Genomic DNA, 19324 nt, shown 5'->3' with positions numbered 1-19324 from the left:
AAGCGTAAAAACCAACAATATCGCAAATAAAAAAGGCATTTACAGAAACCCTGTAAATGCCTTTATACCTTGGTGGAGAATACCAGATTCGAACTGGTCGCCTCTTGCCTGCCAGGCACACGATAACCATCTCAATTAGTTTCAAAACATAACATAATTTACTGAATATCAGTATTTTAATTAATTTTGTGCACAATTGATATCTTTTAATATCAGATATATGCGTGCAAATTGCGTGCAAATTTTTATTACCTTTAGTTTGTAATGAATACAAACATAAAAATATCATTGGATACGAGGAGGCAGAAAAAAGATTCCTCCTACCCAATTATTTTAAGATTGACTCACTTTCGAAAAACAACCTCAATAAGCTTGGGTCATTCCGTCCAGAAAGAGTTTTGGGATGATAAAAATGAGAAAATCAAGCGTGCATTCAAGGGGACAAATTCAGTTAGTAAATTAAATAATCAGTTTTTAAAAGAAAAGGCTCGGGCAGTAGACATCATCGACGCTTTGAATGAAAAAGAAGAACTTGATCATTTATCAATTGTTCAACTCAAAAGCAAGATTGTAAAAATTACGTCTTATGAGTCTTTTTTCGTATACGGAAAAATGCTCGTGGACGAAATGAAAGCAGCAGACCGTTTTGGAAATGCCAACACCTATTATGCTGTTATAAAGGTGCTTGAAAAATTTACTAATGGCAACGATCTCAAATTCAACGAGATCAATTATGACTTTTTAAACAAATTTGAAAGATGGCATTATTCAAGAGGAAATTCAGTGAATAGTCTTTCAACATATATGAGAACAATAAAAGCCATTATAAATGTAGCAATCAGATCTGATGTCCTATCTAAAGATGCTTATCCTTTCACAAACTATAAAATTAGAACAGCTCCAACCGAAAAAAGAGCTCTTGATATCAATAGTTTAAAATCCATAATGCTCCTGGATCTTGAGGAATCTGACAATCTCTTTCATTACCGCAATTATTTTTTAGCCTCATATATGCTCTATGGTATTTCGTATATGGATCTGGCATTCTTAACAACTGAAAATATTATTGATAATCGCATTAAATTTCAAAGAAAAAAAACAGCTAAGCCTTATGATATAGGTATAACTGAACAATTAGGGAAAATACTTTCATTCTATTTAAAAGATAAGAGTAGCACGGATTTTATTTTTCCAATCATAAAAAGAGATACATTCGAACTTCAGTATAAAGATGTGTTGTGGGCTCGAAAGAGATATAATAAAGGTTTGAAGCAAATTGCAATAAAATGCAAAATTAATCAACGCCTATCCTCATACGTATCTCGTCATAGTTTTGCAACTCAAGCAATGCTACAGGACGTACCATTACAAGCTATATCAGCGATGCTAGGACACAATCGGTTATCAACTACTCAAATTTATCTAAAAACCTTACCCAATGAAATATTAGACAATTACAACAGAAATCTAGTTGATATACAACTTTAAGAAAAAAGGAAGTTTTACTATTGAATTTTATGATTCTCCTTTAATCAAATTGATAGCCCCCAAATCTACCAAAACTTACCTGCGCGTGGTTCCTGTGCTGTTTTTATAGTGTTCGGGTTGATAAGCGTGAAGTAAAAACAGCATAGGGCGCACTTATGGGTGTTCAATGAAACAGCAATAGGTAGCCTATTAAAAATGCCATTGAAAGAAAAAGAAGTAGCGTCAAAACAATCAACCAGTTAGGATATAGTTTTGCCGACTTTATTCTATTATGCATATTCTCTAATTGAGTTTGTTGCTCATTTGATCTTTCGATTACAATTTTCAAATGTTCACTTAATAATTTCTCGATGGCAGAGCTATCTGCCTTGACACGAACATCCTTCAGGTTTTCAGAAACTTTCTCAAGCCTGTCTATTTGTTCCTTAAAGGTTTCTAGTTCCTCAACAAGTAATTGTGATATGGTTTCCAGTCGTGTCATATTCCCATTCCTATTTGAATTGATTTTTTGATTGCTTTTGTGATCAGCTTCTTCCCTATTGCCGTAATAAGATTTGTTGACAGTGGAAGTGAAACTCCTTTAAGTAGAATACTATTAGTACTTTTATTGATTACATTTTTATAAGTATTACTGTCTATAGCCGAAAGCAATTTACCTCCTGACATCGAGCGATGAACTTCACTCGCTTTAAAGCTTTGACCTTTATATTCAAAACGAAATCCTTGTAACTGTTTTGATTTGTTGATGCTAGGAATCACTTTGACCTTTAGTTTGTTCATTGCTTTGATATACTGATCCAAGTTTTTAGGCTTTACCTTTTCTAAAGTATCGTTATGGATATTTCGAATCTGCTGTCGAATCTTTTTTGATTCCAAAGCTTTGGTCATTTGCACCTCTTTTACTGTGGTCAGCCCGAGTTTCTTTGCAGTCCGTTCTGCAGCGAGCTGGCTTCTTTTGCCTATAAAGCTATCGTTGTACGCCTTTCCATTAAGGTCAATCCTATTAACATAGAGGTGGATATGTTTGTGTGCCTTGTCCAAATGAACAAATGCAATGGCCTGCCGATCTCCAAGTTTCATCTGCTTCATAAAATTAGCTGTGATTTCCTTGAGAGAATGCCTGTCCAATTTTTGGCCATCTTCTATTGTGGGGCTGATTATAAAACTGAGCGTGTTGCGCTTACAATTGCAATTGAGGGCTTGAACACTTTTGAACTCCGCAGTGACTTCTGTAGGATCTTCTGAGGTGAGCAGATGTGAGTATATCGTCTCCGCACCTTTTTCTTTATCCTTGCCGTAAGCAATGGAAGCCCTAGTGCTCGATATGGAGGTTGCCTTTGCAATCATCCCGTAATCTTTTTAAGGTGAAGTCTAATTTCATTGGCCAGGTTCACTACTTCGTCAGAGAGCTTTGGATTATTCTTTTTGTACATATTCCCAATTCGCTTAAAGTTGTTATGATATTGCACCATCATCTTATAGATGGATATATGCTCTTCGCTCATACGCTCGGTGAGTTGCTTTTCCATCAGGGTATCTCTACAAAAAGCGCTCAAAGTGGTTCCCGCCTGCTTCGCTTTTACTGCAAGCAATCGCTTCTCGTAGACGGTACATCTAAATTTTATAACGGCTCTTTTCATTCCTTAAAAACTTTGCGACCTTCGGGAGCAAAGCAAGATTTGTGGCCACAGGCACACATCTTGCTTTGCTTCGCGCTGTGTCATTTTACCCTGTTCACGATCCAATCATTGAGGTCATGATAATCAGTGTATAAATCAGATCTGTCTATTGTATTTGTATGCCTGTTCAATAATTTTGAGGTTGCCTTTCTGCCAGCTTCATCCCTGTCTAGATAGAGTGCTACATTTTCAAATTCCCTTATGATCGGAAATGCTTTCTCCAAAAAGGAAATGGAATTAAGAACCAATATTGACGCCTCCTTTAAATAGTTCAGTTCCTCTTTGACCAGTGAAAGCAGGTCGAACATTCCCTCAACCACGGCCAGATTTTTACTTCCTTTTTTCAAGATTAGGGTTATATCCTTTGGGGACGAACCGTTCTTACAGTATGCATTTCTCAGCTCCCATCCCTCTGACCGGTTTTTCAGACCGATGGAATAATAGGATCGGCCAGACCATACATAATGAACCTCTCTGCAATATCTTTTTGCGATATTTATTGGGATTTTCCGCTCACTCAAATACGTTATCAAATTTGAATTTTCAATCTCTTTGACCTCTGTAATTTTTAGCTTTCGCGAAAGCGTACTACTCAACTTTAGAATGGGCGCTGTTGTTTGAAAATCTAAGTGTTTCAAAAAATAAAGTGCAGTTCCTACTGAACACTCTTTAATCTTACAAACCAAATCGATACAATTCCCGCCAATGCCTTCTCCGTGATCGTACCACCTGTTGAGCGAAAGAGAAACTTTGAAGGATGCTTCTGTTTCTGACCGAAATGGACTCAGGTACCAGGCTTCCCTTTCCGACTGGCGTTTTGGAAAGTGTCCTAGAACAGCCAACATCTCTACAATAGAGATATCGCGGGCTTCCTTACAGGATAGTTTTATAGTTTTCATCTGTGAATAGTTTAAAATTGCTAAAACATCTTACCATCTTACCCAGCCTTTTGTTTACAGGGGTTGATGGTTCTTAGGACTGTTTTTTCATCTTACCCATCTTACCACAGTTGTGTGGTAGGTTAGGTAGGTTTGTGGTAAGATGGTTATTGAACATCCTACCACAAATGGTGTTACTGTTTATAGGACTTTAGAAAATTTGTGGTAGCATGGTAAGAGGATTTGCTCTTTTTTCTTTCATCAGCCTATTTCATAGGGCGAGTCCTTAAAGTTCCGTTTGGCCAGATAGCCATAGATTCTTCGCTTGGGATGTTTGACCCTCTGGTATCCAAACCCCGAAAGCGCACGGCCCAAGTTGACCTGGCTGATCCTAATGTTGAGACAGTTCAAACTCACCATAATATCCGTGGCGGTTACAAAATCCTTCTCTTGATCTGACTTCAAATAGTATTTGGCGATGAGTTCCTGTTCGGTGGTCATTTTAGTATACCGCTGGTTGCGCTCTTCGTTCTCATTTACATCTTGGACGGTAAGTTCTGGGTTGAAACTTTTGTCGCTATACGCTAGATGGTACGCTTGTGTCCAAACGTTTTTGATATCTAGGTCCTTTTTATAGTCAAAGTTGATGGGTTGCATCAGCTCAAAACAGAGCCATCTCACGGAACCCGTTTCGTCATTGAGAAAAGAGGACATATTGGTCGATCCCATAAACGAGCAGATTCTGGGCAGGATGGTGTTCTTTCTGTCATATGGTAATCTTTCGTTGATAAACGTTTTTGAGAAAAAGGCCTTTAGCGCATTCACATCGTTCTTTGAGAGTACCGCAAGCTCATCAAGGTTATAGAGAAAATTCCGGCACAACTGGATACGTGCATCCTTATCGCTATTGATATCCTCGGCCATATACTCTGACAGCTCTGGCGGGCACAGGAAACGGCACCAAGTAGATTTACCGGAACTCTGCCCGCTATGGCTTATGATAAGTGCCTGCTTATTAAAGTAACCGGGTTCCAGGGCACACTTTATGGCACGCACCAACCATTTCTTAAAATGATAAACAAACGCTTTATTGTCATACACCGGCACGTAGGATGCTAGTTTACCGATGTGGTCAAACCCATCCCAGGCACTTAGGGATTCAAAGTACTCTCTAATCGGATTATATTTAGGGATGAGTTCAGACTTGATGAGGATTTCCAGCTTTGAGGTGCTGATGTCGATCCCAGCTTTGGTGAGCTCGATAATAAGTGAATTGAGATTGATATACTGCCATTGTTTCTTTCCTCGCATCGAAATCTGGAAATCGTGGGAAATCTCATTATAGTAGATGTCATATTTTTCCAGAAGGTACTCTATGGTATAATCATAGATGGTCTTTTTCTTAGGGTCTGTAACTGTGTAGAGCTGTGAATGGATCGCTTTCATAACCTTTGCAATTAGCCGTCCGTATGATGAAGTTTCTGCTCATTGCGCAGTAACCATCTGTCTATCTTTCTACGTTCGAAGTAGATCATTTTCCCGTTGGGTTTGGAGTGTGGGATCTTGCCCGAGGCGGTCAGTTTGTAGAGGTAGCTTCTGGATATTCCGGTATAATCACAGGTTTCCTCAAGGGTAAGTACTTCCTTGCTTCCTATCAATAATTTTTCGAGACGGTCCAGCCGTTCGAGTATCAAAAAATTGTCCATTTGATTTGTTTTTTAGATTACAAAATGGACAAAAGCGCTTTTGTCTTTCCCTTAGTGGGAAGTGTGCAGTAAAGGTAAAAGAACGGACCTATGGAGCAGTAAAAAAAGGCAATAGTTATTCACAGATAACTTCAAATCAGTTAGTTGTATCAAAGAGTAATAAAATCATTCAAAATTAATGAGTGAAAATTTCAATTAATTTTATTTGGGATGATTTGATAGAATTTGAAAATGTGGTAGAAATATTACTAACAGGAGAAAATTGGGTTATCAACACTTCAAAAAGCTTAAAAGGGGAAAAATCAGGGATAATAAACGCAGGTTTTAGTATGATTTTTTTTAGCGAACGCTATCTCAAAGTTCCTTCTAGGTTAAATATGCTATAGTCTCTAGTCAGCCATTTCTATTTTCACCATCCTTTTAACTTTGAGATTGTGTTCAAGATTTTGTGAGTGAAGCTCTTTTCTTGGAATGGAGCTTTTTCTGCGGAATGAAAGGGGAAGGGCTGGAGCGGAATCAATCACATAATAGAAAGCCCCCTAAAATTAAGAGGCTTGAAATACTATTTTAAAAGAAAGACATTAATCCCACTTCATTTTCTGCAATCTAACGGCATTGAGAATAGCGAGCAATGCTACACCTACATCAGCAAAGACTGCTTCCCACATTGTGGCAAGACCACCAGCGCCTAATATTAAAACAATAACTTTTACGCCAAAGGCAAGTATGATATTTTGCCAAACAACACGTCGTGTTGAACGGCCTATCTTTATCGCTCTGGATATTTTACTGGGTTGATCTGTTTGTATAATAACGTCTGCGGTTTCAACCGCCACATCGCTACCAAGACCACCCATCGCAATCCCTACATCACTGGCAGCAAGTACAGGTGCATCATTAATACCATCACCTATAAAAGCCACTTTAGTATCTGGTTGCTGTTTTAATTTTTCCACCTCATTGAGTTTGTCTTCTGGTAGCATTCCACCTTTTGCCCAGTCGATGCCTAATTCTTTTGCTACTTCTTGAGTAATAGAATCCTTATCTCCAGACAACATTATAATCTTATCGATTCCTGCTGATCTTATTTCTTTGATCGCTTGATGTGCATCGTCTTTCAATTCATCGGCGATTGTTACATAACCTGCAAATGCGCCATCAATGCCTACCATCACCATAGACTCAACAATGTTGTCGGTTTCTGCTGGAACTTCTATCTGGTTTGCTGTCATTAATGCCTTGTTCCCAACTAAGACTGTTTTTCCATTTACGCTACCTTTCAAACCTTTACCTGCAATTTCAGAAACGTCTGTAGCATTATAATCTGCTCCTTCAGCTTTATATTCCATAATGGCTATTGCAATTGGGTGCGTGGATTGCTCTTCCATTGCCATTAGGTATTTCATAAATTCTGCTTTCGCGAAAGCGGAAGCAGTAACAATTTCCTTAATCTTAAATACTGCTTTAGTTACTGTACCTGTTTTATCCATCACTACGGTATTAACCTGTGTCATTGCATCCAAAAATGATGCGCCCTTGAATAAAATTCCATTGCGTGATGCAGCTCCCAAACCACCGAAATAACCTAGCGGTATCGAGATCACCAAAGCACAAGGACAAGAAATTACAAGGAATATCAATGCACGATACAACCAATCTCTAAACACGTAATCATCAATGAAGAAGTAAGGCAAAAAAGTAAGGCCAATAGCGAGAAATACTACAATTGGCGTATAGATGCGCGCAAACTTCCTAATAAATAATTCGGTTTTTGATTTTCTTGCTGTGGCGTTTTGCACCATATCGAGAATTCGGGCAATGGAACTGTCCTTAAATTCTCTGGTGGTTTCAACCTCGATAACACCGTCGAGATTAATGCTTCCAGCAAAAACAGTATCGTTTTTTGCAATAGTATCAGGTTTGCTTTCGCCTGTGAGCGCTGCGGTATTGAACGAGCCTTTTTCTGAAAGTAAAATTCCATCTAATGGTACTTTCTCGCCCACACGTACTTGAATTTTATCGCCTATCTCAACAGTTTCAGGATCTACAGCTATGTAGTCTCCAGTGCGATATACAAGTGCTTCATTAGGTCGTACATCGAGTAGTGCTTTTATATTGCTCTTTGCTCGATTGACCGCTGCGTTCTGGAACAGCTCGCCCACGGCATAAAATAACATTACGGCTACACCTTCTGGATATTCTCCTATCGCAAATGCACCCAAGGTGGCAATAGACATTAAGAAAAATTCTGTGAAGACATCGCCACGCATAATACTTTTCCAACCTTCTTTAATAACTGGAAAACCTACAGGTAAATAAGCAATAGTATACCAGACAATACGTACCCAACCTTCAAATGCTGGAATAGCATTAAAATAGTCTACCGCAATACCTACAATTAGCATTACAAAACTAATTATCGCAGGAATGTATGTTTTAAATGAACTACCATCTCCGTGATCGTGATCGTGTCCATCGTCGTGGCTGTGTTCGCCTTGATGTTCTTTGGGATTTATATCCCTTAAATTTTGTTTTTGTTTTTTCATTCTATTTAATTGTGTTGATTTAAAATAAATTTCAAATCTGCTGGAACTTCCATTTTCTTTAATGGCGGCACATTTGAACCACCTGTATTACCTTTAGGGACGTGATTAATGAATGATTTCCACCCACCTACAAGTAGTCGTATCAATTGTCCTGCAACTTCTTTAAAGTCCTTTTGTTTAAAACCAAAATTCAACATTAACCAATGCGAGTAGCTGTGCTCAAATGGATAGGATTGACCAATTACGTGAGAGCGTTCCAAGTGTTGCCACGCAGTTGACCAGTTTTGTTCCTTTAAAGCAACTCGATATGATTCTATCTCTTTATCATAGTGCGCTTTCAATGCTGTGGGAATGGCAATATTAAATTTCATTTATTCGACTTATAGATTAATCCATTCTTGTGCATCTTCTTTGTTTTCTAGTTCAAAAAATCTTACTTCAGAACTGGTAAAGAAATCAGTAGCTTTTGCTACCCATTTTTGCCAATCTTTATCACCTACAAAAGCCATTTTCCCGTAGTCTGAAATATGAGCCGCATCTACTTTTATATCTTCCCAAAAACCCTTTAGGGTATAGCCTTCAAAATCGACCAATTCAAAATAGAAATGGGCTTTCATTCCTTTATCAACAATATTGTGGATGAGTGGATGAATTTTTTCTACATCGTTTTTTGAAACCTTTTTTGTGATGCGAGCTGCAATTACATTTTCCTTATCCGAACTTATTATCTGTAACATTTTATCAGTTTTTTTAATTTGTTAAATTTAATGAAATGATTGCGCAACTGTTGTGCAAAGTCAACCACTACACTTTTCACAAATACCTGTCACAACAAGATTTACATCTTCTGCAATGTATCCATCAGGTAGGTTGATGTGTGGTATTTTATGTTCTGTCAAGCAAACAGTTTCATCACAATTACTGCAATGAAAATGCAAGTGTAAATCTTGGTCTATCTCACAATTGCAACCTGGTTCACAAAGAGCATATTTCGTGTTTCCTGTTCCATCTTCTATTTGGTGTACGATACCGTTTTCTTCGAAAGTCTTTAATGTTCTAAAAATGGTAGATCGTTCCGCTTTCGCGAAAGCGGTTTCTATATCCAGTAAAGCTTGAGCGACATCTTTTTGTGCTAAATGTTTATAAATCAAGATGCGCATAGCAGTAGGACGCACATTGTTATCATTTAATGTTTTTTCTATTTCAGTCATTTTGTGCGATGTTATAATTAATATCTTTTGCCTTCTTGTAGGCTTCCCAACCTTCTTTTGCTGCATACGGGACGATAAGTAATGCTGCTACGGGATCTGCCCACCACCAGCCCAGCCAGTTGACCAATAGCAATCCAATCAATACAACTACGGTCTGATACAAACAAATAAAGGTATCCTTGGCATCTGCCAATAAGCCTGGACTGTCTAACTTATTACCATACTTTCTCTTGTAATAAATCAAAATAGGATTCACGACTAGCGAGACCAATAGTATAATCAATCCAAGCGTACTCCAGCTTGCAGTTTCCTTATTGATAAGCTTGGTAATCGAGTCGTAAGAAATGAAAATGCAGATGAGAGTAAATGAAACTGCAATCACGTTCAACGTGATTTTTTGTCTTCGCTTTACTTTTTCTTCATCGATGCCTTTGAGTTCGCCGTGTAATCGCCATCCTAATGTTGCTGCACTTATTACTTCTATAACGCTATCTAAAGCCCAACCTATTAAGGCTGAACTATTTGCTGTGATTCCTGCTATGAGTGACACAACTACTTCTATCACATCATAAATAACATTCCAGATTTGAAGCGTTCTGGCTTGTTTTAGATTATTTCTTCTTGTCTTATCCATAGTTATTAATGTTCGTGTTCAGTTTCTCCCTTTTTCATTTCTCCCATTAGGTAATAAGCATTATTGTATGCAAAACGAGCATTAGGATCTGGGGTTTCAAAAAAGCGTATGGCTATCCATTCGCCATCTTTCTCGCCTGTAGTAATTTCAATTGGTATAAAACTCCACGCATCATCTTCCCTATGAGCTTCAAACACATAATTCTTACCAGCTTCTGTGACTATAGCACTTTCAGGAAATGCTGTAGTCTTCTCATTATCAACTTCAATCTTACCTTTAATGTACATTCCAGGGATAAGACCACCTTCTTTATTTTCGATCTCAGCGTGAACGTGAACCGCTTTTGGGTCCTGCTCAAAAGTCTGGCTGACTGAATAAATCTTTGCTTCCAGTTCTTTTCCTGGTCGAGATTGAATGCTGAACCGTACCTTTTGTCCCTTCTTCACTTTGTCCACATCCTTTTCAAAAACCATCAAATCTGCGTGTACGTGGTCTGTATCTACTATTTCCATTAGATTGGTCTGTGGCTCCACATATTGACCAGTTTTTATGAAAACTTTTTCTACCACACCTGCAATAGGACTGCGCAAAGCAACAAGCTGATAAATTGTACCATTGCGGACGCCACTCACCTTAATATTATACTGTCGTAATTGTGCTTCCAGCCCGTTTACCATTGCAGTAGATGCTTGATAATCTGCCGTGGCTTTTTGATAATTCATACCAGATGCTACGCCAGCTTCGTAAAGCCTTTTTTGACGTTCATATTCTTGTTTTAAAAACCGACTATTGCTGTATGCATTTAGGTAATCACTCTGTATCTGTATAATACTGGGATGAGATAGATAGGCAACTGCTTGATTCCTTTTGACTTCGTCGCCCTCTATTACCTCTATGGATGCAATATTTGCTCCCGTAAGGGCTGTAATATTTGCTTCGTTTTGCGGTGGTACTTCCAACGTACCGTTTGCTTCTACATAACCGCTCATATTGCGTTGAGAGAGCGTATCAATTTCCATCTGCAAGGCTTCAAACTGTTGTGCCGTGAGCATCACTTCTTCAGCTTCGCCTTCTGTATGGCTTTCTTCAGTTTGTGTACTTTCTTTAGTTTCATCTTTGGCAGTTTTTGAGTCGCCACAACTGGTCAATAATAATGCTAATAGCATCGCTGTAATAGGTATATATTTTTTCGTTTTCATATTTTTAGTTTTGAAAATATTGTAGTTCAAACAAGGCATCTAAATAATTATCGAGTGCGTCCAGCGCATCCATTTCTGTTTGTATGGCATCGCGTATGATTTGCGTGAATGCGGCATAATCCAGTGCTCCTTCCTTGTAAGCGAGCAATGCGCCTTTGCGCTGGTCTATGGCAAGTGGCAGCGCTTCGATTTTATAGAAAAACCACGTGTCTCGCCACTTTGTAAAATTTTGCCGTGCCTGTATGAATTGTGATTGCAACTCTCGTTGTTTGAAAGTGGCATTTGTTTCTGCTATCTGTGTATCCAGTTTTGCAGTCTTTGCACGACTGCGGTCTGGACCAGAAAATAACGGAATGGAAATTCCAGCTTGATAGGTATAAAAACTACTATCGCCATTAACACGCTGCAAGCCACCTTGCAGGTTGAACTTGGGTAATAAGTTTGCTCTAGCTGCGTCGTAGCTTGCTTGTGCTTCATCTATAAGCTTTCGCGAAAGCAATAAATCGGGATGTTCATCTAATGTATCATCGGCATCCAAAATCGAAATTTCGGCAACTTCCAAATCATTAGTTACGGTATACATCGTTTCTGGTGTTAACCAAAGATTGAGTTTTTGTAACGCGATGAAATAATCAATTTCTGCCTGCTGAAATTTGTTGTTGATTTGCAAGGCCTGATTGCGCGCGGCGGCATATTCCAACCGTGAAATAGCTTCGACTTCATAATTTAGTTCTACAGATTTTGAAAATTGACCATAAATGCTATCCAATTCACGGTACAAAGAGAACTTCTTTTTTGCTTGAAATGTTTCTGACCACGCTCTTTTGACTTCCAATTCTATCTGAATTCCAGAAAGGTTAAATGCAGTTTGTGCCAACTCGATACGTCGTTGTTGCAAACGTTTTTTGGCTCCTATGCCCAGTAGATCAATATTCTGTTGCCCGATGCCTATCACGGTATAAATGCCTTGACCGTCTGTAATCTCTTCGCCACCAGTAAAAACTTGGGTATTACCGAAGTCGTAAGCAATGCCCTTAAGTGCGTTCTGTCTTTCGATTTCGAGTTGGCTCGCTTTCAGCACAGGATAATTCTCTTTGGCAATTTCTATGGCTTGTGAAATTGCGATGGGTATGATGCTATCCTGGACAACAATGTCTTGCACAGGTGCTTGTGATTGTTGCGCTTTCGCGAAAGCGGTGCCACCTAAAATAAAACCAACTATTAAAATCGTAGTTGACGCTTGCGGATTAAAAGAACCCATCTTGTTCTGATCTTTGCGCTCACGTCTCTTTTCTATAAATGTATAAAGCACGGGAAGAACGATTAATGTAAGCAGCGTTGCCGTAAGCATACCACCTATAACCACCGTCGCAAGTGGCTGTTGTACCTCTGCACCAGCCGATGTGGAAAATGCCATTGGTAAAAAGCCAAAAATATCTGTGGTCGCCGTGAGCATAATAGGGCGAATACGTTCTTTAGTCCCTTGAAATATTCTATTCTTTATGCTTATAACACCTTCTTCTTTAAGAGAATTAAACCGGTTTATAAGTACCAAACCGTTAAGAACTGCCACACCAAATAGTACAATAAACCCTACACCTGCCGAGATACTAAATGGCATACCGCGAAGCCATAAAGCAAATACACCACCTATGGCTGCCAAAGGAATCGCGATGTAAATCATTAAAGATTGTGAAAAGGATTTTAACGCAAAGTATAGCAGTATTAAGATTAAAAACAGGGCGATGGGCACAACGATTATCAAACGATCCTTTGCGCTTTGTAGGTTTTCAAACTCTCCACCATAGGTAATATAATATCCTGATGGTAAGTCCAATTCTTCATTCAGTTTTTGTTGAATATCCTTAACGACAGATTCTACATCTCTGCCTCGGGCATTTACACCTACATACGTTCTTCTATACGTATTGTCACGTGAGATTTGCATAGGTCCAGGGACATATTCAATCTCGGCTATTTCGATAATGGGCACCTGACTACCATCCTTAAGATCAATATACATATTGCGCAGGTCATCAATACTTTTTCTATGACTTTCATCAAATCGTACAACAAGATCAAATCGCTTTTCGCCTTCAAAGATGACTCCAGCGGTTCCTCCAGCAAAAGCGGTACTTACGTAATCATTTACTTTTTGAATATTCAGTCCGTATTGCGCCATTTTATCACGCCTATATTTTACGGTCATCTGTGGTAATCCAGCAGTACGTTCTGCACTTACATCGCCAGCGCCAGGAACGGTTTGTATAATAGCCGCCATTTCCTGAACTTTTTCTGATAAAACCTCTAAATCCTCGCCATACAGCTTTACAGCAATATCCTCTCTTACGCCTTCTAACAGCTCGTTAAATCTCAATTCAACCGGTTGGGTAAAAACTAAATTCACACCCACCAGTTCATCATCCAGTTTATCTCTTATAGCATCTATTAAACCTTCTTTAGTAGAAACTGTTGTCCACTCGTCCATATCCTTATTAAGGATAATGTACATATCTGCAATATCCATAGGCATAGGATCTGTAGGAATATCTGCAACACCTATACGAGCAGTTACCGTCTTGATTTCAGGGAAACTTTCTAATAGGATGGTTTCTATTTTCTTGGAAACTTCAATAGATTCTGTTAGCGAACTTCCTGGTCTTATAAGTGCCTGCATTGCTAAATCTCCTTCATCAAGCTGTGGTACAAATTCTCCTCCCATATTAGAAAATATGAATCCAGCGATAACAAGTAGTACGGTAGCAGCTGATAAAACGATAAACTTCAGTTTAAGAGCACCTTTTAATAAAGGCATATATGCACTATGAATAGCACCTATGATTTTATCACTTATCTTTTCGAGCCTGCGCTCAAATTTGCCAAACCAATTTTTGGTGTTTTGTACTGGTTTCATAAAAAGTGCTGCCATCATAGGAACGTACGTAAGACATAGAATGATGGCACCTATCATTGCAAACCCAAAGGTGTATGCCATAGGTTTAAACATTTTACCTTCTACACCAGTAAGAAAAAGTATAGGTGTAAAAACAATGAGAATAATAATCTGTCCAAAGAACGCAGAACCCATCATCGTGCTTCCGGCATCATAGGCAACTTTATCCATCACTCCTTGATTGAATTTTAGCTTACCAGACCTTATTCTTTTTTGGATTTCATACACCGTTCCTTCAATAATAATTACAGCACCATCTATGATGATTCCAAAATCTATTGCTCCCAGACTCATCAAGTTTGCCCATACATTAAACTGCTTCATAAGAATAAAGGCAAAAAGTAAGGACAATGGTATCGTAGTAGCAGTTATGATTCCACCTCTTAAACTACCCAACAATAGGACAAGTGCAAAAATCACAATCAATGCACCTTCCAGAAGATTGGTTTTAACTGTATCGGTGGTTCTTGCAATAAGCTCACTACGATCAATTATTGGGGCGATAGTCAGACCATCTGGTAGAGATTTTTCAATTTCTGCCATACGATCCTTTACATTTTGAATGACTGCATTAGGATTAGAGCCCTTGAGCATCATTATCATACCGCCCACAGCTTCTTTACCGTCTTGTGTAAAAGCACCATAGCGTACTTGACTCCCAAAATGGACGCGCGTTGCCACGTCCCCAATAGTAATAGGAATGTTGCCCTCATTAATAATGGAAATATCCTTAATGTCTTCCAAAGAGCGAATTAGACCTTCACCTCTTATAAAATTTGACATTTTATTTTTCTCTATATAAGCGCCACCAGTATTTACGTTGTTCTGTGAGAGAGCCTCATACACTTGTGAAATGCTGATACCCATACTGTTTAACTTCTCTGGATCGACAGCAACTTCATATTGTTTTATGCTACCACCATAAGAGTTGACCTCTACAACGCCTTCCAATAATGTGAGTTGTCTTTTGATAACCCAATCTTGCGCGGTGCGCAGTTCCATAGGCGAATACTTGGTTTCAAAACCTTCTTCTGGTTGAATTGTGTATTCATAAATTTGGCCTAATCCTGTGGAAATGGGACCCATAGATGGACTTCCAAATTTTTCAGGTATAGATTCTCCAAGTTCGTTGAGTTTTTCCCCTACCAGTTGTCTAGGAAGATAGGTTCCCATATCGTCTTCAAAAACGATGGTTACTACAGAGAGCCCAAATCTTGAAATGGATCTAATTTCAGTAACACCAGGTAAATTACCCATAGATAGCTCTACGGGATAGGTTACGAACTGTTCGATATCTTCCGTTCCCAGATTAGGCGATTGCGTGATGACCTGCACCTGATTATTTGTAATATCTGGTACAGACCCAAGGTTTACTGTTGCCATTGACCAAATACCAACTCCTATAAGAGTCAACGTGAAAAGACCAATGATAAATTTGTTATTGATTGAAAAATCAATGATTCTATTAATCATAGATTAATGTATTAATTCAGTTAAAAAAATGAGTTTACGCTTTCGCGAAAGCAAAAACATAGTTGAGTATTCCTATTAGGAAAACTTCAAAAAAGGATATAGTTGTCCTATTAAAACTGAATTATGCCCGTGGTGGCTGGAAAAGAGATTCCAGATATCTGGAATTAAATTGATAAGAATAATGTGAATATGTCGCTCTTTCTTTAAAAAGAAGAGGCTTTAAGGCTAACGCGTTAGAAGGCGTTAAAAAAACTGTAGGATGACAGCATTGATGGTGTGAATGTACTGGTGCACTATCATCGTGCGAGCCGTCGTGATGGTCTTTATTATCTGCTTGATCACTGAAAATTACCTCTACTACATATTCATAAAAGGTATCTCCACCATACTCTTTATGCATTTGATAATGTGATATAAAATGTGAGAATTTCTCTATTTGTTCACATATTTCCATATTGGCCGTTATTCCTTGAAAAAGGAATAACATTGACATTGATATAGAATAAAATGCTTTCATTAATTATACAAAGATAAAAGAATAATGATGCAATTGAGTTGCAAAGGGATTTTACAACGAATCAATCACACTACCACAGGTCAACATCGCATCGCCATAATAAGGATTCTTTATTTCTTCTTCTGTACTCAACCAAACCGCCCCTTTATTGTTGTTTGCCATTGGGCATTTTTGGACATAGTAATTTGTTGAGTTTTCTATGTTCATAGCAATAGGCACGATATTCTCATTGAGTATCACAAAATGTGCTCGCTGGTTTTCCAAATTGTTATTGGCAACAATAGCATCCAACATCTCAATACTTTTGGTAAGATGCTGCTTTTCCATTTTGCCTAATTCCGTTATAGATATTTCCTTTAATTTTTTTGATGTCGCTTTCGCGAAAGCGGAAACCTGACCAGCATCGCTTGCCACAAGAGCATCTTTCATTTTAAGATATGATGGTAATGCTTTGTTGAAATCAGAACTGAACGTATTACTGAAACTCATTTCCATATCGCCCATCATAGCTGATTCATCCTGCATCATCTGCTGATTCATCATTGATTTTTTACCTTGCAGTTGCGCAGCTGCATCTACTGTAAACGTCCCATTAGTTACTATTTCATCGCCATTATTCAGTCCAGTCGATACTTGGTAATTCTCACCAGAGCGATTGCCCAAGGTAACTTCTCGCATTTCAAAAATAGGCTCATTAGGATTGGTTTTTATATATACTAATGAACGCTCGCCAGTCCATAATACAGCACTTGCTGGAACAGAAAGAGCGTTTTCCATAGTTTGGGTTGCACCTTCTACCTTTCCAGTCACAAACATTCCTGGTTTAAATAGATCGTCTCGATTTTGTAAGGTTGCACGCACCGTTACCGTACGTGTTGCTTTGTTAAGCATAGGGTCGATGAAAGAGATAGTTCCTTCAAATTCCTTATTGGGATAGGCATTGGTCGTAATGTTGATTTTTTGTCCAACCTTAAATTGTGCAATCTGATTTTCATAGGCATCAAATTCTGCCCAAACTGAATTAAGGTTGCTCAATTTAATAATAGGCTGTCCTTGATTAACATAATCACCCTGCGCAGCCATTACTTCTGAAACCGTTCCTGAAACAGTTGCATAAATAGGGAAGTTGTCACGTACGCTGCCACTTTCTTCAATTGCATTGATTTGTTTTTCTGAAAGTTTCCAGTTTTTGAGCTTATTGCGCACCGCTTTGTATAAAGCTGGTTGTGATTCTTTCAGCGATGCAGCTGTAATTAATTCCTGCTGCGCCGCGACAAGGTCTGGCGCGTAAATGGTTGCCAGTAACTGACCACGCTTTACTCGCTGACCTTCATAGTTGACATTAAGTCGTTCTATCCTACCTTTAAAATAACTGGCTTGCACGGTATTATTTTCTTCGTTTGCAGCTATTTTCCCCGAAAGGGATATCATCCCATCATCATCGCTTACTTGCGTATTCCCCACGATAGTAGTTTGGATATTTGCCAACGCCATTGCGTTTTCGGTCATTTTAATCTCGTTTGCTGCAAGACCTTCAGCACCAGCTTCCGCAGGGATTAAGTCCATTCCACATATAGGGCAATCACCAGCTTCGGGTTGCATTATCTGTGGGTGCATTGAACACGTCCACATTTGGTCTTCGGTTTCGCCAGAGTGGTCGTGGTCTGACATTTCAGACATATCCTTATTTGAATCACTCGACCCATTTCCAAAAATAAGCCATCCAGCAAATAGCCCTACCACGACAGCAATTCCTATATATAAAATGTTTTTATTCATAATTTTATTCTTCGTTCTGTAAACGGTTTATCATTGCTTTCATCTCTGCAATTTCTTTACGCTGTGCCTTAATGATATCGTCAGCTAGCTTTTTAACTTCTGGGTCTTTAATATCTGCACGCTCACTTGTTAGAATTGCTATTGAGTGGTGCGGTATCATTGCCTTCATCCAAAGTATATCGCCAACAGTTGACTTTTGGTCACGTACAAGTCCCAATGCACCTGCAAAGAGAACTATACTTCCCAAGACTATCGCTAAATTTTTCTTTTTATTTTGATACATACCACGCATTGCAACAAACATTATGATGGCCATAGCTGAGATACCTAAACAGACCATATAAAATCTCGTAAGACTAAACCATACGTGGTCCCATTCATAGGTATTTAAATACATCGTGATATACATTGCTACAAAAGAGCAAGCCAGCATCGCTACAAAACGTGTATAATGATTTTTTGATTTTCCTGAATTTGTGTGTTCGTTTGAATTCATAATTTTTGGTTTTTTAGTTTACATATTGAATTAGCATTACAACGGCCATTACAATCATAATGGCGTTTTCTATAAAGGTGGCTTCGGTCATAGGTAGCTTTAGAGCAGTACCCAGACAAGCGCATTGTATCGATTTCTTATCCAGCAATATTTTAGTTACACCCACGGTTGTAATTCCCAAAATGATAAGCGTGGCGATTAATGCGGTAGGTATTTTAAATCGCATCAAGAACATTAATCCCAGCGCTGTTTCAATAAATGGATATACCCAAGCATAGGCAGGTACAACTTTGGCAAGCGGGTCGTACATTCTAAAACTGTCAGGAAAGCCTTTTAAATCTAAAATCTTAAAGAAGCTGAAAACAATGAAGAACAGACCCATAAAGTCAAGCATCGCACCATCCCAATTTTCCCGTGAATAGTTCAGTAAAACCGTTGCAATAGCGATGTAGCCTAAAATAATGAGCAACGATTTGAGCTGTTGAAGCTTGGTTTTTTCGGTTTCTGCTTTCGCGAAAGCGTTACCATCATTAATATTTGCAAAAACATTTTGCTCGGTTTTCTTTTCTGAAATGGTATATTTTTCTGGAAGTGCATTTTGAAATGTTGCCGTATCGATATGGCTATCCATTTGAATGACCGCTTCTTCCTTTTCAAGATTTACAGATGCGTTTGTAACACCGTTTACTTGCGAAAGCTTTTTCTCAACGCTGGTGCGACAACCATTGCAGGTCATCCCTTGTATGTTAAATGTGTGTTTCATTT

19 protein-coding genes are annotated in these 19324 nt (G+C 38.6%); 2 read left to right on the top strand and 17 right to left on the bottom strand.

Going from position 1 to position 19324, the window contains the following annotated elements; genetic code table 11:
* Window positions 1-264 precede the first annotated feature (264 nt).
* Window positions 265-1488 carry a site-specific integrase gene (locus tag SJY37_RS05145; protein ID WP_013750605.1) on the top strand — a complete coding sequence of 408 codons (1224 nt, stop codon included), beginning with the start codon at window positions 265-267 and terminating at the stop codon, window positions 1486-1488.
* A 163-nt stretch (window positions 1489-1651) separates the two neighbouring features.
* Here the strand turns inward: SJY37_RS05145 and SJY37_RS05140 are convergent, their stop codons facing one another.
* From SJY37_RS05140 to SJY37_RS05115, 6 genes are all read right to left on the bottom strand, one after another.
* The gene (locus SJY37_RS05140; RefSeq protein WP_013750606.1) at window positions 1652-1969 is read right to left on the bottom strand and encodes a DUF6730 family protein; all 318 of its coding nucleotides are present in this window, start codon (window positions 1967-1969) and stop codon (window positions 1652-1654) included.
* Window positions 1966-2835 carry a relaxase/mobilization nuclease domain-containing protein gene (locus SJY37_RS05135; RefSeq protein ID WP_013750607.1) on the bottom strand — a complete coding sequence of 290 codons (870 nt, stop codon included), beginning with the start codon at window positions 2833-2835 and terminating at the stop codon, window positions 1966-1968. The genes SJY37_RS05140 and SJY37_RS05135 overlap by 4 nt, the downstream gene beginning before the upstream one ends.
* The gene (mbpA, locus tag SJY37_RS05130) at window positions 2832-3128 is read right to left on the bottom strand and encodes a mobilization protein MbpA (RefSeq protein ID WP_013750608.1); all 297 of its coding nucleotides are present in this window, start codon (window positions 3126-3128) and stop codon (window positions 2832-2834) included. The genes SJY37_RS05135 and mbpA overlap by 4 nt, the downstream gene beginning before the upstream one ends.
* A gap of 80 nt (window positions 3129-3208) precedes the next feature.
* A complete protein-coding gene (locus SJY37_RS05125; protein ID WP_013750609.1) occupies window positions 3209-4066 on the bottom strand; it encodes a toprim domain-containing protein in 858 nt (285 codons plus the stop codon).
* A 240-nt stretch (window positions 4067-4306) separates the two neighbouring features.
* Entirely contained in the window at window positions 4307-5491 is a 1185-nt protein-coding gene (locus tag SJY37_RS05120) for a VapE domain-containing protein (RefSeq protein WP_013750610.1), read from the bottom strand.
* Window positions 5492-5502: 11 nt separating this feature from the next.
* Window positions 5503-5751, bottom strand: a complete 249-nt coding sequence (locus SJY37_RS05115; RefSeq protein ID WP_013750611.1) for a helix-turn-helix domain-containing protein — start codon at window positions 5749-5751, stop codon at window positions 5503-5505.
* Between the two features lie 182 nt (window positions 5752-5933).
* On the opposite strand from SJY37_RS05115, the gene SJY37_RS05110 reads away from it, so the two are divergent.
* Window positions 5934-6137: a hypothetical protein gene (locus SJY37_RS05110; RefSeq protein ID WP_013750612.1), complete on the top strand. Its 204-nt coding sequence runs from the start codon at window positions 5934-5936 to the stop codon at window positions 6135-6137.
* A 195-nt stretch (window positions 6138-6332) separates the two neighbouring features.
* Here SJY37_RS05110 and SJY37_RS05105 read toward each other — a convergent pair whose 3' ends face one another.
* From SJY37_RS05105 to SJY37_RS05055, 11 genes are all read right to left on the bottom strand, one after another.
* Window positions 6333-8297 (bottom strand): heavy metal translocating P-type ATPase, encoded by a 1965-nt coding sequence (locus tag SJY37_RS05105; RefSeq protein WP_108877509.1) that lies wholly within the window; start codon window positions 8295-8297, stop codon window positions 6333-6335.
* Window positions 8298-8302: 5 nt separating this feature from the next.
* Complete coding sequence (locus SJY37_RS05100; RefSeq protein WP_298323310.1) at window positions 8303-8668, bottom strand: DUF3703 domain-containing protein; 366 nt, start codon at window positions 8666-8668, stop codon at window positions 8303-8305.
* Window positions 8669-8677: 9 nt separating this feature from the next.
* Entirely contained in the window at window positions 8678-9034 is a 357-nt protein-coding gene (locus tag SJY37_RS05095; RefSeq protein WP_108877508.1) for an STAS/SEC14 domain-containing protein, read from the bottom strand.
* A 60-nt stretch (window positions 9035-9094) separates the two neighbouring features.
* Window positions 9095-9508: a Fur family transcriptional regulator gene (locus tag SJY37_RS05090; RefSeq protein ID WP_108877507.1), complete on the bottom strand. Its 414-nt coding sequence runs from the start codon at window positions 9506-9508 to the stop codon at window positions 9095-9097.
* Window positions 9501-10142: a cation diffusion facilitator family transporter gene (locus tag SJY37_RS05085; protein WP_108877506.1), complete on the bottom strand. Its 642-nt coding sequence runs from the start codon at window positions 10140-10142 to the stop codon at window positions 9501-9503. Before SJY37_RS05085 ends, SJY37_RS05090 begins: the two co-directional genes overlap by 8 nt.
* A gap of 5 nt (window positions 10143-10147) precedes the next feature.
* Window positions 10148-11341 carry an efflux RND transporter periplasmic adaptor subunit gene (locus SJY37_RS05080; RefSeq protein WP_108879251.1) on the bottom strand — a complete coding sequence of 398 codons (1194 nt, stop codon included), beginning with the start codon at window positions 11339-11341 and terminating at the stop codon, window positions 10148-10150.
* A gap of 4 nt (window positions 11342-11345) precedes the next feature.
* Window positions 11346-15767 (bottom strand): CusA/CzcA family heavy metal efflux RND transporter, encoded by a 4422-nt coding sequence (locus SJY37_RS05075; protein ID WP_379952860.1) that lies wholly within the window; start codon window positions 15765-15767, stop codon window positions 11346-11348.
* A 121-nt stretch (window positions 15768-15888) separates the two neighbouring features.
* Window positions 15889-16284, bottom strand: a complete 396-nt coding sequence (locus tag SJY37_RS05070; protein WP_239057574.1) for a hypothetical protein — start codon at window positions 16282-16284, stop codon at window positions 15889-15891.
* Between the two features lie 51 nt (window positions 16285-16335).
* Complete coding sequence (locus tag SJY37_RS05065; RefSeq protein WP_108877503.1) at window positions 16336-18063, bottom strand: efflux RND transporter periplasmic adaptor subunit; 1728 nt, start codon at window positions 18061-18063, stop codon at window positions 16336-16338.
* A gap of 4 nt (window positions 18064-18067) precedes the next feature.
* On the bottom strand, window positions 18068-18559 hold the full coding sequence (locus tag SJY37_RS05060) for a DUF305 domain-containing protein (RefSeq protein ID WP_108877502.1): 492 nt from the start codon (window positions 18557-18559) through the stop codon (window positions 18068-18070).
* 13 nt (window positions 18560-18572) lie between these two features.
* Window positions 18573-19322 (bottom strand): heavy-metal-associated domain-containing protein, encoded by a 750-nt coding sequence (locus SJY37_RS05055; protein ID WP_298323323.1) that lies wholly within the window; start codon window positions 19320-19322, stop codon window positions 18573-18575.
* Window positions 19323-19324: the final 2 nt, after the last annotated feature.

It is taken from the genome of Dokdonia sp. R78006 (assembly GCF_042466145.1).
Classification (GTDB): Bacteria; Bacteroidota; Bacteroidia; order Flavobacteriales; family Flavobacteriaceae; genus Dokdonia.
The sequence above is the reverse complement of the archived record's forward strand: the minus strand, read 5'-3'. Positions and strand labels throughout refer to the sequence as shown.

Coding starts and splice junctions, on each gene's coding strand:
- SJY37_RS05105 (WP_108877509.1), bottom strand. CDS start 8,297: ATGAAAAAACAAAAACAAAATTTAAGGGATATAAATCCCAAAGAACAT.
- mbpA (WP_013750608.1), bottom strand. CDS start 3,128: ATGAAAAGAGCCGTTATAAAATTTAGATGTACCGTCTACGAGAAGCGA.
- SJY37_RS05080 (WP_108879251.1), bottom strand. CDS start 11,341: ATGAAAACGAAAAAATATATACCTATTACAGCGATGCTATTAGCATTA.
- SJY37_RS05055 (WP_298323323.1), bottom strand. CDS start 19,322: ATGAAACACACATTTAACATACAAGGGATGACCTGCAATGGTTGTCGC.
- SJY37_RS05085 (WP_108877506.1), bottom strand. CDS start 10,142: ATGGATAAGACAAGAAGAAATAATCTAAAACAAGCCAGAACGCTTCAA.
- SJY37_RS05115 (WP_013750611.1), bottom strand. CDS start 5,751: ATGGACAATTTTTTGATACTCGAACGGCTGGACCGTCTCGAAAAATTA.
- SJY37_RS05120 (WP_013750610.1), bottom strand. CDS start 5,491: ATGAAAGCGATCCATTCACAGCTCTACACAGTTACAGACCCTAAGAAA.
- SJY37_RS05125 (WP_013750609.1), bottom strand. CDS start 4,066: ATGAAAACTATAAAACTATCCTGTAAGGAAGCCCGCGATATCTCTATT.
- SJY37_RS05075 (WP_379952860.1), bottom strand. CDS start 15,767: ATGATTAATAGAATCATTGATTTTTCAATCAATAACAAATTTATCATT.
- SJY37_RS05140 (WP_013750606.1), bottom strand. CDS start 1,969: ATGACACGACTGGAAACCATATCACAATTACTTGTTGAGGAACTAGAA.
- SJY37_RS05100 (WP_298323310.1), bottom strand. CDS start 8,668: ATGAAATTTAATATTGCCATTCCCACAGCATTGAAAGCGCACTATGAT.
- SJY37_RS05060 (WP_108877502.1), bottom strand. CDS start 18,559: ATGAATTCAAACGAACACACAAATTCAGGAAAATCAAAAAATCATTAT.
- SJY37_RS05090 (WP_108877507.1), bottom strand. CDS start 9,508: ATGACTGAAATAGAAAAAACATTAAATGATAACAATGTGCGTCCTACT.
- SJY37_RS05095 (WP_108877508.1), bottom strand. CDS start 9,034: ATGTTACAGATAATAAGTTCGGATAAGGAAAATGTAATTGCAGCTCGC.
- SJY37_RS05065 (WP_108877503.1), bottom strand. CDS start 18,063: ATGAATAAAAACATTTTATATATAGGAATTGCTGTCGTGGTAGGGCTA.
- SJY37_RS05145 (WP_013750605.1), top strand. CDS start 265: ATGAATACAAACATAAAAATATCATTGGATACGAGGAGGCAGAAAAAA.
- SJY37_RS05135 (WP_013750607.1), bottom strand. CDS start 2,835: ATGATTGCAAAGGCAACCTCCATATCGAGCACTAGGGCTTCCATTGCT.
- SJY37_RS05070 (WP_239057574.1), bottom strand. CDS start 16,284: ATGAAAGCATTTTATTCTATATCAATGTCAATGTTATTCCTTTTTCAA.